The 14,564-nt window shown below is 63.5% G+C and carries 6 protein-coding genes; 4 read left to right on the top strand and 2 right to left on the bottom strand.

The window, feature by feature from the left end; translation table 11 throughout:
* The first annotated feature begins 53 nt into the window (after window positions 1–53).
* The 4 genes from Q7P63_08415 to Q7P63_08400 all read left to right on the top strand — a co-directional run bounded on the left by Q7P63_08415 (window position 54) and on the right by Q7P63_08400 (window position 11,861).
* On the top strand, window positions 54–1,685 hold the full coding sequence (locus Q7P63_08415) for a glycoside hydrolase family 28 protein (GenBank protein ID MDP0500112.1): 1,632 nt from the start codon (window positions 54–56) through the stop codon (window positions 1,683–1,685).
* 9 nt (window positions 1,686–1,694) lie between these two features.
* Complete coding sequence (locus Q7P63_08410) at window positions 1,695–3,833, top strand: hypothetical protein (protein ID MDP0500111.1); 2,139 nt, start codon at window positions 1,695–1,697, stop codon at window positions 3,831–3,833.
* Between the two features lie 35 nt (window positions 3,834–3,868).
* On the top strand, window positions 3,869–7,126 hold the full coding sequence (locus Q7P63_08405; GenBank protein ID MDP0500110.1) for a DUF4450 domain-containing protein: 3,258 nt from the start codon (window positions 3,869–3,871) through the stop codon (window positions 7,124–7,126).
* Window positions 7,127–7,211: 85 nt separating this feature from the next.
* On the top strand, window positions 7,212–11,861 hold the full coding sequence (locus Q7P63_08400) for an Ig-like domain-containing protein (protein ID MDP0500109.1): 4,650 nt from the start codon (window positions 7,212–7,214) through the stop codon (window positions 11,859–11,861).
* A gap of 55 nt (window positions 11,862–11,916) precedes the next feature.
* Here Q7P63_08400 and Q7P63_08395 read toward each other — a convergent pair whose 3' ends face one another.
* Both Q7P63_08395 and Q7P63_08390 read right to left on the bottom strand, forming a co-directional pair.
* Window positions 11,917–12,234, bottom strand: a complete 318-nt coding sequence (locus Q7P63_08395; GenBank protein MDP0500108.1) for a hypothetical protein — start codon at window positions 12,232–12,234, stop codon at window positions 11,917–11,919.
* An 88-nt stretch (window positions 12,235–12,322) separates the two neighbouring features.
* The gene (locus tag Q7P63_08390) at window positions 12,323–14,452 is read right to left on the bottom strand and encodes a hypothetical protein (protein ID MDP0500107.1); all 2,130 of its coding nucleotides are present in this window, start codon (window positions 14,450–14,452) and stop codon (window positions 12,323–12,325) included.
* Window positions 14,453–14,564 lie beyond the last annotated feature (112 nt).

Raw genomic sequence — 14,564 nt, 5'->3', positions numbered from 1 at the left:
TACCCGGCTGCGGGCGCCTTTTGCCTCCGCTACTTTACCGAATACCCCGACCCATGCTAAATCCCCTCCGACTACCTCTTGTGGCGTGCGTGCTTGCCGCCCTTTCGTTCACTTCAGCTTGGGCCGAGCCCCAGCAGCTGCCGCCCGACCATACCGACTTCTGGGGCATCGACCCAACCCAGATCTGCGGCGAGCAGACCGAGCGCTATACCGACCTCAGCCCTTACTTTGAAATGCCGGACCTTGAAGTCCCGGCCATTCCCAACCGCACCTTCAACATCCGCGACTACGGTGCAAAAGCCGGCGGCGAGACGAAAGTCACCCAGGCGATTGCCGATGCCGTCCAAGCCGCTTCCAAAGCTGGCGGCGGGCGCGTGGTGATCCCCGAAGGCCGCTGGCTGACCGGCCCGATCCACTTGCGAAGCAACATCGAGCTGCACGTGGAAAAGGGCGCGACCGTGCTCTTCAGCACCGATCTGGAGGACTACCTGCCGGTCGTCTTCTCGCGCTGGGAAGGCATGGAACTTTACAACTACAGCCCGCCCATCTACGTCAACGGCGCGACTAATGTTGCCGTGACCGGAGACGGCGTTTTCGACGGCCAGGGCAAGATGTGGTGGGACTGGCGCCGCCCCCTGCAGCCCAAAGCCGTGGCGCAGCTTTACCAGATGGTGCTCGACGGCGTGCCGCCCAACGAACGCATCTTTGGCGACAACATTCCCGGCCTGCGCCCCAACTTCATCCAGTTCATCGGCTGCCGTAACGTGTTGATCGAGAACGTTACCTTTATCAACGGCCCCATGTGGACGATTCACCCCGTCTATACGACCAACCTCATCGTAAGAGGCGTAAAGGTTGTGACCGAAGGGCCCAACAACGACGGCATCAACCCCGATTCATCGCAGAACATCCTGATCGAAGACTGCTACTTTTCGACCGGCGACGACTGCGTGGTGCTCAAGGCCGGGCTGAATGAAGACGGTTGGCGGGTGGGACGCCCGACCCAGAACGTTGTCATTCGGCGCATTTACGCCAATGCCGGCCACGGCGGCGTGGTCGTCGGCAGCGAAATGTCGGGCAGTGTCCGCAACGTGTATGCCCACGACAGCTACTTCCTCGGCACCGACCGTGGCATCCGCGTCAAGTCGATGCGTGGGCGGGGTGGGGTGGTCGAAAACTTCTGGGTCGAGCGCATCAAGATGAAAGACATCGGGCGCGAAGCCATCCGCCTCAACGAGTTCTACGGTGCCAGCACCGTCAAGCCGCTGACCCAGGTGCCGCCGCACTTCCGCAACTTCACCCTGCGCGACATCGAGTGCGATGGGGCCAACCACGCTGTCTTGATCGACGGTCTGCCCGAGCGCCCGGTTTCCGACATCAAGCTGGAGAACGTCCACATCCGGGCTAAACGCGGCTTCTCCGCGACCGACGCCGAAGGTATCACCGCCCGCAACGTCGTGATCGAACCGCAGGAAGGGCCGGCATTTTATCTCAAGAATACGCGAGAAGTCGAAATCGTGGAAACGCGCCAGCCCAACGCCGAGACTCCCCTCCTGCAAGTCGAGGGCGAGCAGAGTGGCGGCATCGTCCTCAAGGGCGCCCAGTTGCAATCGCCACCGGAAAAAGCGGTCGCGGTTGGTCCCGAAGTGCCTGCCAAAGCCGTCCAGTTCACCCCTGCAAAATAGCCAATCCCCATGACATCCCAACTCCTTTTACCCTCTGCGCTTTGCCTGGCGCTTCACCTGATTGCCGCTCCTGCCTGGGCGAAGATCGACCGCGAGGCCCTTGTTACGCGCCACAATCCACACATTACCGTCGTCGATCCCGAAGCGGCCGCCTCCGTCGGTAATGGCGACTTTGCCTTCACTGCCGACGTCACCGGGCTGCAGAGCCTGCCCGGCATCTACTACCGCGAGGGCCTGCCGCTGGAGACGCTCTCGACCTGGGCCTGGCACGCCTTTCCCAATACCGAAAACCTCGCGCTGGAAGATTCCTACCAAGCCTACCCCTTCTACGGGCGCGAGATCGACTACCCGGCGCGTCAACGCTCGCCCGCTGGTAACTACTACCGCCAGAATCCGCACCCCGTGCCGCTGGGCCAGATCGGCTTTCTCCTCGACGGTGAGCCGCTTCGCGAGCACGACCTCGAAGACATCGATCAACATCTCGACCTTTGGACGGGCTTGCTGCACAGCACCTACCTGCTCGATGGGGAGCCGGTTGAGGTCGTCACCGCCGCTGGCTCGGATGCGGCAACCCTGGGCGTTGCGGTGGAGTCCCCGCTATTGGTGGAAGGGCGGCTCAGTATCTCGTTTCGTTTCCCGCTCAGCTACGATACCAACATCAAGAACAAGTCGCCGCTGATCTTCGACCAGCCCGAAGCACATCAGACAAAGCTGCTGCCAGGCCGCAAGGGCACGGGCGACTACCTCTTGCAGCGCGACACGCTCGGCACACGCTACTATGTGGCGATCCGCGCGGATGGGCAGGGCGAGCTGCGCGAGGCGGGGCCCCACCAGTTCGTTTTCGCGCCGCAGGGGGGCGATCGCCTGCGCCTCGGCGTCCAGTTTTCGCCGGAGCGGCCCAGCCAGCCCCAGCGTGCCGGGGCAATCCTGGAAGATAGCGAAAAAGGCTGGAAAGACTACTGGACCGACGGCGGGGTAGTGCAGCTCAACAAGTCTTCCGACCCCCGTGCGATCGAGCTGGAGCGCCGCATCATCCTCTCGCAATACCTCATGCGCGTGAACTACGCGGGCAGCTTCCCACCGGCGGAAGGCGGCCTCACGCACATCACCTGGTTCGGCAAGCACAACTCGGAGATGTATTTCTGGCACAGCGCCCACTGGTATGAATGGGGCCGCACCCGCTACCTCGCCAAAAGCCTCGAATGGTACCGCAAGATCCTTCCCGCCGGGATGGAAGTGGCGCGGCGGCAAGGCTTCAAAGGCGTGCGCTGGCCCAAGATGTCGGGCATCGACGGGCGACCGAGCCCGGGCGGGATCAACCCCTTTATCATCTGGAACCAGCCCAACCCGATTTACCTCTGCGAGCTGGTCTACCGCGACGACCCCAAGCCGGAGACGCTGGAATATTACCGCGACATCGTCTTCGCCTCGGCCGATTTCCTCGCCAGCTATGCGCAAAAAGACCCCGAGACGGGCTACTACAACCTCGGCCCGCCCATCAAGGCGGTGAGCGAGAGCACCCACGAGAACGATACGCGCAATCCCACCTTTGAGCTCAACTACTGGCACTTTGCGCTGAAGCTGGCGCAGGAGTGGCGCGAACGCATGGGCCTGGAGCGCGACCCCCAGTGGCAGGAAGTGCTGGAAGGCCTCGCCCCTCTCGCTACTTACGAAGGCAAATACCTGGAGATCGAGACCTTTGACGGCATCTACACCGATGGCCGCCCCGACCCCAATTCAATGATTCTCGCCTTCGGTTACATGCCCCAGACCGACAAGCTCGACCCCGAGATCATGCGTGCCACATTCAAGGCCGTGACCGAAAGCTCGCCCAACAATCTGGGCCGCTGGGTCAGCTGGTCGATGGGAGCATCGGCACTCACCTGCACCCGCCTGGAGATGCCGCAGGTGGCGGTGGCGATCCTGACCAACACGGCTCCGGAAGCCCGCTTTATGCCTACCGGACATGTGAGGCGCCCCAAGGAGCCAGACGGTGTGGTCGCCTTCCTGCCGGTCAACGCCTCGCTGCTCAATGCCGTCGGGCTCATGGCAGCTGGCTGGGAGAATGCACCCGATCGCGAGGCCCCCGGCTTCCCGGACGATGGCACCTGGGTGGTTGAAGTCGAAGACATGAACGAGATGCCGTAATGCGTTTTACTCTTCATTTCCTGCTTCCCGCGCTCATGGCCGCTACCGCCTTGTCCGCTGCGGTAGTGCCTGGCAGCCGCAGTCTGCGCCCCAACCTGGAGGGGCAGTTGGCTCAGCCTCTGCGTTACACGCCAGAGGGGCACGACTTCGTCATCACCAACGGCGAGGAATTCTTCAACCGCCCACTCTACGGCGGCAATACCGGCTTCCGCGTCGATGCGGGGGACCGGCCCGAGTTCGTGCTCTACCTGCCCGGGCGTGGCGGCAATCTCCGCCTGGCCCTGCGCCAAGGCAACAAAGCGGCTTGGTTGCACGAGCTGGCCACGATCGAGGCGCGCTACCGCCCAGGCTCGATGGTCTATGAAATCCGCGATCCACACTGGCTCGGGCCCAAAGGTCGACTGGAGCTAACTGCCGTGGCTGCGCGCGATTTCGAGGGCCTGCTGCTGCAAGTTGCGGTGCACGACGTCCCCGCCTCCCTGGAGCTGGCCTGGGCCTATGGCGGCGTCAATGGACAACGTGGCGTGCGCGATGGCGACATCGGGACCGAAAAGGTACCGATCAGCCAATGGTTCCAGCTGCAGCCCGAGTTTGCCGCCGGCAACCGCTATTCGCTGGATGAGGCTGCCTTCATGCTGGAGGCCAAGCCGGGCGCGCTGGCAGGCGCATTTCCCGCCGGCGCACAACTCCACCTCGCCCCCGCAGAAGCCTGGAACGACTTGGGCGCGCTGCTGCAGGAGCGCCAGGTTACGCCTGATCGGCCCGTTTTGATGGGGCAAGTGAGGCTCTTGGCAGGCCAGCCGTTCTACCTCGGCCTCCAGCGTCTCCCGAGCAAAGGCGAGGCGCCTGGGGAACTGCAGGATTACCTCGACGTGCGCACCCCTTCCGCCGACGATGCCGTGCAGGAGTCTCCCGCCGATTTCAGAGTCACGCCAGGCAACCTTGCGGCCGCCTTTGCGCGGGCCGAACGGCAACGTGCCGAGCTGGCGAGCCAGATCCGGATCGAGACGCCCGACCCCTACCTCAACGCTGCCGTGGCCGCCCTCAACGTGGCGGCGGATGCCGTCTGGGACGAGCCGCAAGGGGCCGTCATGCACGGGGCGATTGCCTGGCGCTCAAAGCTGCTCGGTTGGCGCGGCCCCTATGCGATGGATGCGTTGGGCTGGCACGACCGGGCCCGTCGCCACCTCGCCTATTGGCCTACGCGGCAAAACCTCGAACCGATCCCCGACCAGCTCGCCCCGCCGGAGGAGGCAACCAATCTCGCCCGCAGCCGCACGGCCTTGCACAGCCAGGGCAACATGGCCAACTCCCACTACGACATGAATCTCGTCTACATCGACGCCCTTTTTCGGCACCTGATGTGGACGGGCGACCTGGAATTTGCGGAGGAAGTCTGGCCCACGGTCGAGCGCCACCTCGCATGGGAGCGCCGCATGTTTCGCCGTGAGTATGGCCCCGACAAGCTCCCGCTCTACGAAGCCTACGCCGCCATTTGGGCCAGCGACGATCTCCAGTATCACGGTGGCGGCGTCGCCTACACCAGCGCTTACAATTACTGGCACAACATCATGGCGGCCCGGGTGGCGGAGAAGCTGGGCCGCGACGCAACGCCCTATGCGCAGGAGGCAGAGCTGATTGCGCGGGCGATGCGGGAAGTCCTCTGGATGCCCGAGCTCGGCATGTTCGCCGAATACAAGGACTTGCTGGGGCGGCAGCTGCTGCACCGCGAGCCGGGCCTCTGGTCGTTTTATCACCTGATGGACGCCGAGCTGCCGACCGACGAGGAAGCCCTCGCCATGACACGCTGGATCGATGCCCACATCCCCCACCTGCCGGTCTATGGGCCCGGTGTCCCCGATGAGCCGCTGCACGTGCTTTCGAGCACCAGCTGGATGCCTTACACGTGGTCGGTCAACAATGTGGTCATGGGCGAGAACGTCCACACGGCCCTTGGTTACTGGCAGGCAGGCCGAGCAGAGGAGGCCTACCGCATCACGCGCAGCGCGATTCTGGCCAGTATGTTCATGGGCATCTGCCCCGGCAATGTCGGTTCGATGAATTACCTCGACGTCTACCGGCGGGAGTCGCAGCGCGATTTTGCCGACGGTTCGGGGGTGCTTTCGCGGACGCTGGTCGAAGGGCTCTTCGGCCTGCAACCGGATTTGCTGGGGGGCAAGCTTAACTTCGCGCCTGGCCTCCCGCTTCGCTGGGATCATGCGACCCTTGACCACCCGAGTGTCGCGGTCGACTTCCAGCGCAAGGATGGAACGGACCGTTACACGGTGACCAGCCGTCTCGCTCAACCCACCACGCTGCACGGCAAAATTGTCGCGCGCTCGACGGAGGCTCAAGTGCGGGTCAATGGCCGCAAAGTTGCCAGTAAGGTGGAGGGTGAACTGCCGATCTCCAGGTTGACCTTTGAGGCTCCCGCCGCCGACCGCTGGGAAATCGAAATCGAGTGGCGCGCGTCGGCCATCGCGCCGATCGAGGTTGCCCACGCCTGGCCGCTTGACGATTCGCCCGAGGTTCCCGGCGTTTCAGGCATCGACTGGCGCGAGCCACTCCCGCGCGGTCGTCAACTGGAGCCGGTTAAGCTAACGCCGAGCTTCAACGATTCCGTGACCGGGATTTTCGCGCCGGGTAAGTACCGCTCGCCTCGATCGCCCTACGTGTCGCTGGCGATCCCCGCTCAAGGCATCGGAGCCTGGGCTGGGCACGTCAATGCCATGGCCGAGATCGACGATTCCGGGCTGCGCGCCTTGGGTGGCCGTCTCGAAATGCCCAACGGTGTCTGGTTTTCGACGCCTGCGGCTCCGGAGGCTCAGAACATCGCCTTTGCCTCGCAGTGGGACAACTACCCGAACGAGCTGACGGTGCCGCTCGAAGGTCGCGCTCACCGCATCCACCTGCTCATGGCGGGCTCGACCAACCACATGCAGAGCCGACTCGAAAACGGCACTGTGGTCGTCCGCTACACCGACGGAAGCGAAGCCCGCTTACCGCTGGTCAACCCGAGCAACTGGTGGCCGATCGAGCAGGATTACTTCATCGACGACTACCAATTCCGCCGCCCCGGGCCCTTGCCGCCACGCGTGGACCTGAAGACGGGTCAGGTGCGCCTGCTTGAGCCTGAGAGCTTCAAAGGGCAGGGCGGAGACGTGCCCGGCGGGGCCGCTACCGTGCTAACGCTGCCGCTCGACCCTGCGAAGGAGTTGCGGGAGCTTTACCTCGTCTCCCACGCCAACGAAGTCGTTATCGGCTTGATGGCCGCCACCCTCGAACGCCCCTGACACACGTCCTGATTTCAGGATGACGACCGGCCACCCCCCCGGCGCCGGTCGTCTCTTTTGACACCCAACACTCCCCCATACTCCTATGATTATCCCGAGAATCCCATCCTCTCGCGGCAGGCTTTGCCTTGCCTGCCTCTCAACCCTCGCCACCCTCCCGGCCGCACTTTCTGCGCTCCCGGCCTTCCCCGGGGCCGAAGGTTTCGGAGCCCAAGCCACCGGCGGGCGGGGCGGCTCCGTCTACACCGTCACCAACCTCAACGATTCCGGCCCCGGATCGTTCCGCGATGCCGTGAGCGCGCCCGACCGTACTGTCGTTTTCGCCGTTGGCGGCATCATCGAGATTTCGTCGCGCATCCCCGTCAGCCGCAACATCACGATTGCGGGCCAAACCGCCCCCGGGGAAGGCATCACCATCTACGGCAACGGCGTCTCCTTCTCCAATGCGAGTAATACCATCTGCCGCTTCATCCGCTTCCGGCAGGGCATCAACGGCGATAGCGGGACCGACGCGGTCGGCATTGCCTCCGGTAGCGACATGATCTTCGACCACGTGTCGGCCTCTTGGGGCCGTGATGAGACCTTTTCCGTTACGGGCTCAGCTGAAAACGTGACCCTGCAGGATTGTATCGTGGGCCAAGGCCTGTTGACTCACTCCGCTGGCGGCCTGATGGAGCCCGCCGGGCCGGTCAGTGTTTTCCGTTCGCTGTATGCCGACAACTGGATGCGTAACCCGAAGGTCAAAGGCACCCACGAGTTTACCAATAACGTCGTCTACAACTGGGGCTCGGGTGGCGCCTACATCTGCGGAGGCGAATCGGGCCGCGAAAGCTTCACCAACATCATCAACAATCTCTTTATCGCCGGCTTCGACACGGGCGGCACCCCGGCTTTTATTCGCGGCAACCTCAACTTCCACACCTACGCCGCCGGTAACTTTCAGGATGCCACGCCCGATGGCGCCCTCGACGCACTACCTGCTGCGCCCAGCGACTTCACCGAAGTGGTCTCAGAAGCCACTCCCTACGAATATCCGGGCGTGGCCCGCTTGCTCACGGCCCACGAGTCTCTCGAACACATCGCGCAGCACGCGGGCGCTTCCCTGCATCGCGACAGTGTAGACGCGCGCATGGTGGAAGAGACTTTGTCGTTTGGAACGCTCGGCCAACAGATCTTCGACGAGGACGACGTGGGCGGCGTAGGCACCGTCGCCGGTGGCTTGGCTCCGGTGGATACCGACGGAGATGGGATGCCCGACTGGTGGGAAATGGCCGCCGGTCTCGACCTGACGACGCCGGACCACAACGAAGATCCGGATGGAGACGGCTACACCAACCTCGAAGACTACCTCAATGCCATTGCCTACGCGGGCGTCCCAGGTGCCTGGATCACCGCGATCGCGGACGACACAGGGTCTTTTGCCGACGATGGCACCACGAGCGACAACACCCTGATGTTGAGCGGCACGGCGATACCCAATAGCCAAGTCACCCTCCGGCGACTCGGTGTGGGCGTGATCGGTACCTCGGTGGCCAACGCTGCGGGCGAGTGGACCTTCGACTATACGGGTACTGCGCTGGAGGATAACTATTACGTCTTTTTCGCCTCGGCTACGATTGAGGGCCAGGAGTCGACCCTTTCAAGCGGCTTCGTTGTCAAGGTCGATACGACACCGGCGGAGGCGCCCGTCATCTCCAGCCTCGTCGTCTCTCCAGAGACCGTTTTTCAGGGTTCGGCCGAGCCGGGAGCAACGGTGGAAGTGCGCGCGGTTGGGGGAAGTGTCGTGGCGACCGCGACCGCCGATGGGCGTGGCCTGTGGAGCGCGCCTTATACCGGCGCAGCTCTTTCGGCAGGGGTGCACGAGTTTCTGGCCAGCGCGACCGATTTGGCGGGCAACGCGGGGGCAGATTCGGCGGCCTTTGCCGTCGATACCAGCCTCGCAGCTCCTGTCTTTACATTGATCGAAAGTGATACCGGCATCTCGGACTCCGACCAATTGACGAGCGACAACACGCTGATCCTGCGAGGCACAGCTCCCGCCGGCAGCACCGTCGAGATCCGCCTTGAAGGCGAGCCTGGGCTGGTCGGCAGCGTGCCCGCCGATAGTAGCGGCGCCTGGATGCTCGACTTGACGAGTAGGGAGCTGGCGGAAGGCACTTACGCCTACCGCGCCACTGCCACAACGGGAGGCAGCGCCAGCCCGGCTTCGCCGCCCTTTACGGTCACGGTCGACCGGACCGGCCCTACGATCCCGTCGCTCGTGCGTTACCAACCCGCATCCTCCGCCACTTCGGCCAGCACACTCGTCTATCGGGTTACCTGGAGCGAAGCCGTGACCGGATTCGACGTGGACGACCTGGCACTTTCGCTGGAAGGCTCGGGCATGACCGGCACCATTGCCTCCGTCACGCCGATCAGCGACAGCGTTTACGACGTCACGGTGACTGGAGCCGGTGGCGACGGCCGCATTCGCCTTGATCGCGCCGAGAACTCCACCGTCTGGGATTTTGCCGGCAACCAGGCCAGCAGCCGAAGCTACACCGGGGGCCAGAGTTATGCGATGCGGCTGGTGGGCAGCGGCGTTTGGACACAGTCGCTCGAAGATGGCGAGTGGGGCGACCCCGCTAATTGGCAAGGCGGCACGGTGCCCGGGGGCGTGGGCACCACGGCCGATTTCGGTTCGCTGGAGCTGGCAGAAGACGTCACGGTGGTGCTCGACAGCCCGCGCACGGTAGGCCGCCTGCTCTTCAACGACGCAGATGTGGACACCGTGGCGAGCTGGACGTTGGCCAGCGAAAACGAAGAGACCGACGTGCTGACTCTTCAATCTCTCGGCACCCCCACGATTGAGGCTGGCTATCGCGGTGCCGAAGGCGATTCTGCCGCGACGGTGGCGGCGGCCAGCCTGCAAGCGCCCGCCCAGATCGCCGTGCCTTTGGCCGGAAATCAAGGGCTGACCAAAACCGGGGGCGGGACGGCGTGGTTTTACCAGCCTATCAACATTGAGGGAGACCTGACGATGCCGACCAGCAGCGGATATTTCCGACTTGGTGAAGGCAGCAGTTATGCCCCTGAAAATGTGACTATCGGCACCAGCGCCCAGTTACAAGTCGACGGCGGCGAACTGGAGGTTCCCAGCACCATCACGCTCGACAACGGCGGCCAATCCGGCGTGCAAGTCTATGCTGGCAGAGCCGACATCAACCTCATCACCACGAAGGGCAACCGCGACGGAGTGGTAAAGGTGGCGGGTGGGGTCGCCAATATTGGCGAGATCCGCCTGCAGCGCACCTCCAATTCCGAAACGGAGGCCAACACCTTCAGCCGCGCCGGTTTCTTTGTGCAGGGTGGGGTGGCCAACGTCGGCACTCTGACGATCCCCTCCGGCAATTCGTGGTCCGCTCTTTCGGTCGAAGGCGGCGAGTTGAACATCACTGGCCCGGCGATCCTCGCCAATCAGGTGACCTCTGGTCGTGGTGCGGTGGCGCGCGTCACCGGCGGCCGCTTCAACGTCGGCCACGCGGAAGGGCTTATCCTTTCGAAGCGTAACGGCTCGAACGCCAACAATGTCGTTAAGATCAACTTCAGCGGGGGCGTGAGCACCTTCCCGGCCTTGGTGTTGGGCTACGACGAAACGGTCGACGCTGGTAACGTGGAGGTAAGGCTCGACGGAGGCGCGGTCTATCTCGGCTCCGGCGGCCTGGCCAAAAACGGGACGAGCGGCATGACGACGTTGGTCGAGCTGTCGTCGGGCATGCTGGGCGCGACTGCAGATTGGGAGAGTGCGGTCGATCTCGATTTTCCGCCCGCAGGTTCGGTGCGCCTTACGGCAGGCGATGAAGAAGGCGCTCCCCATATGATCACGCTACACGGCATGCTGAGCGGCGAAGGCGCGATCGTCAAAGACGGGGCGGGAATCCTCCAACTGACCAGCGTCAGCCCCTACACCGGCACGATCAGCGTCGATGCGGGTGTGCTGCAGGTCACGGGAGCGCTTTCCGCCGGTAATGTGGTCGTGAATAGCGGAGGTAAGATCGCGGGCGACGGGAATATCGGCGGCACCCTCACACTGAAGGCTGCCAGCACCCTGCTCGTTCCATCTGGAGAGGGCTCCCCCCTTTCCGTGAGCCACTTGACGGGTGATGCGGGCCCGCATTTCATCGAGTTCGCTTCTCGGGAAGGCATGAGCCGAGGACAGGCTTATCCGGTCGTCCAGGCCGCTACGACCGATCTGCAGGCGGGCGACTTTTCGTTGGCCCCCTCGAACCAGCTGCGTGGAGAGCTGGTCTCCAACGAAAGCGGGCTGCAGTTGCAGGTTACCGGGGTGGGGCCGGGCGCGGCCTTCCAGCACTGGGCGTATCAGCAAGGCCTGTCGGAAGGGGAAGACGGCACTCATGACAACCCGGCGGGCGATGGCATCCCGAACCTGCTCAAGTTCGCCCTCGGGCTCGATCCTCACCAAGCCGGCGAGGTGGACCTTCAGTTGATGACGGTCACGGAAGGTGAAGCAACCTTCCCCGCGGTGCGTTTTGTCCGACGAAGCGACCTGGGCGATGTGGTGGCTTCCGTCCGCGTATCCACTGCTCCAGGCTTCCAGGAGGTTTTGGACGCCGTAGAAATTGCCGCCACGGATAACGGGGACGGGACGGAGACTGTGCTCGTCCGCTCCACGCAACCCCTCAGCGTCGAAGCTACGCAATTCTTGGATCTCCTGGTCACGATCCCGGCCGAGTAGGCGATCGCAGACCTTGTGAAACCACCCCGCCTTGCCTTGGCGCAGGGCGGGTTTTTTAATGAAACACCGCCAGCGTAATCAGGCCGGCTACGGTGCAGGTAAACATGAACGCGATGTAGAGGATCACCCCGTGCCGCAAAACCATCTCCAGCGGGCTGCAGTTCTCACGGTTGAAGCCCCGGGCAATGCCCCACTGGTAGGCGCTGAACAAGACGGGGAGCAGGGCCGCGAAAACGACGAGCTTGAAAAATACCGCTTCTTCCGGGAAGAACGCGACATTGACATACATTGCGGCGGTACTCAGAGCAGCACTGATGAAAAAATTCAACACTACTTCGCGTTGTCTTTGCAGGAGTAAGGAAGTCGTTTCCATGGCAGCTACGAAAAGAGATAGCAGCGCAAAGCCAACGTTTCAAGACCTGTATCTTGTTGGCGTTTGAGGTCTTTGCCTCTCTTTGGCTCTAGGGTAACGCCTGCCAGCCCTCGGCCTGCACTTCCCAGGTGCCATCTTGTGGGATGCCGGGGTGGGCCTCGTCGGCTCCATCCCAGCCGCCAAGCATGAGCGCCGCTGCGGCCAGAAACGATCCATTGGCGGGGAAATAGGCGGCAATGTCGTAACGTGGGTTGCCCGGCGCGCCTTCCCCGATGACGCGTTGCGGGCAAATGCCGTTGGGCAGATAGCCGTTATTGGGGCCTTCTCGCAGCAGGATTTCGACAGCATCATCCGGCCGGCCGAGCCGAGTGGCCGTCATCGCGATCATGGGGTAGTCCCAGCCCCAGATCTTCGTTTCCCAATCCCAATGTTGGAGCACGGCGTCCAGCGTTCGATCCATCGTGGCCGGGTCGACCGCATCGGTTTGGGGGAGCACTCCGAGCGCCATCAACATGCTGGGGTGGTCGTGACGGCTTTCGACATTGTCCCACGTGTCGGGCTGGGCCTCCATGGCCACGTATTTGCCATCCTTGGTGGGGAGCGAGGCTAGCTGCGCGATAATTTCGTCCCAGTGGGGATCGCGTTCCAGCCCCCGGCGTTCGCGCCACTGCTGGGCCACCCCCAAGCTCCAGCGCCACGCCGCCAGCTCGAAGGGCGGGTTTTGGCTGATGCGCTGGTCGTAGATCTCCTGGGCGATCCACAAGGGCGGCCCCAGCACATACTCCCCGCGCTCTGGATCGAGCCAAAGCATGGAGGCCAAGGCTTCCGCCGTTTCCTGCACGAGTTGGCCGTAGCGCTCCAAGGTCTCGGGGGTAGGCGCTTGGCGGTAAAGTAGTTCGCTCAGGTAGATGGGGTGGGGCTGGTTCCAGACGATCAACGGGTTCCCTCCCGGGCTTTCCCGCAGCTTCGGGCCCACCATCTTGGCCCAGCGGGCCCCGTCGAGCCGGCGCTCGCGGGCCAAGGCGCGCGCTTCCGGCAGCCGTGCGACGTACCAGTCGAGGTTGCGGCTCAACAGCTCCGGGTGGCCCCAAAGGGCAAAGTGGGCGGCATGCCACCAGATCATCTCGGTGTGGTGCTTGCCATACCAGGTGCTGCACGTCAGCCCGCTTTCCTGGGGAGGCACGTCTCCCGCCATCTGCACCGCCATCAGGTATTGCGACAGCACGATACGCCGCTCGAATTTAGCGGCCAAGGGGTTGGTGCTGCCCGAGAAGTCTGCGGCCGCCGACGTGCGCCAGAACTCCGGCCAGTGGCGCTCGACGCGCTCGAAGTCTACCGCGACATCCTCCAGCGGCTTGAGCCCCAGATGGATCGCCACTTCCAGCACGTTTTGCCCTGGCTCACCGTGGATTATGAACACATGAGGCTCCGCCGTTGCCTCCATCGTGCGGCTGGTGGAAACCGCATAAGTGAGGTCGTTGACTCGACGGAGGATCTGCCGACCGTTCTGCAGCGTTGAGGTATGTGCCTCCGGCTCCGACCAGTCGAACCCGGGCGTATTCTTGATGGCCGGATCGTAGCCGCGAGGGAAGGCAAACCGAATCCCGATCACGCCATTGCCCACCAAGGCCGATTCGAGCCGCAGCAGGATGGTATCCTCATCCGGCAAACAGGCGGTGGTCACGGTTACCGCTTCGCCCTCCAGGCGGTAGCGGCTGTGGATCGCTCCATGCCAGAGATCGAGCGTTTGGCGGACATCCTTGATGTCGTCGGGCGCGATAGGCTTGTCGCCGGCCCACGCCAGCCCGATTTGCCCCAGGGGCTGGACGCGTGGGTTCTTGCGCAGCCATTGGCCTGCAGGGCTGCCGCTCGCGGTGGGGTAGCCCTGCCATCGACCATCGGGCTGCTGATATTCCCGAAAGGCGTCCGACAATTGATAGCCTTCCGGATTTGCATCGCTTACCCACGCCCAGCGGGAGAGCGTTTCCGTCGGCACACCCTGGCGGTGGTAAGCTGCAGGGAAAGTCTGCAGCCCTGTGACATCGACCGTATAGGCGAAGTTGCCGTTGCCGACCGTCAGCGGCGCATCGTAATCGACCGCCGTCAGCTGCGGGTTATGGCGCGTCACCAAAGCTTCTCGGTCGATTGCGGCGGGCAAGGCCAGCGGGAGCAGGCACAGCGCCGAAATCAGGAATGCGGACAGGAGCCGAGCCGCCATGGGGTAGAGGGGAGGAGTATCGCGATTCATGAGCGGGGTATCCTCAAGATAACCACTCTCCCCACCAATGGGCAAGGAAGGGTGCGCGCACATTGTTGCCCCGCCCAAAGCG

Source organism: Verrucomicrobiota bacterium JB022 (assembly GCA_030673845.1).
Classification (GTDB): domain Bacteria; phylum Verrucomicrobiota; class Verrucomicrobiia; order Opitutales; family Oceanipulchritudinaceae; genus WOUP01.
This window is presented reverse-complemented; position numbering and strand designations above follow the sequence as displayed.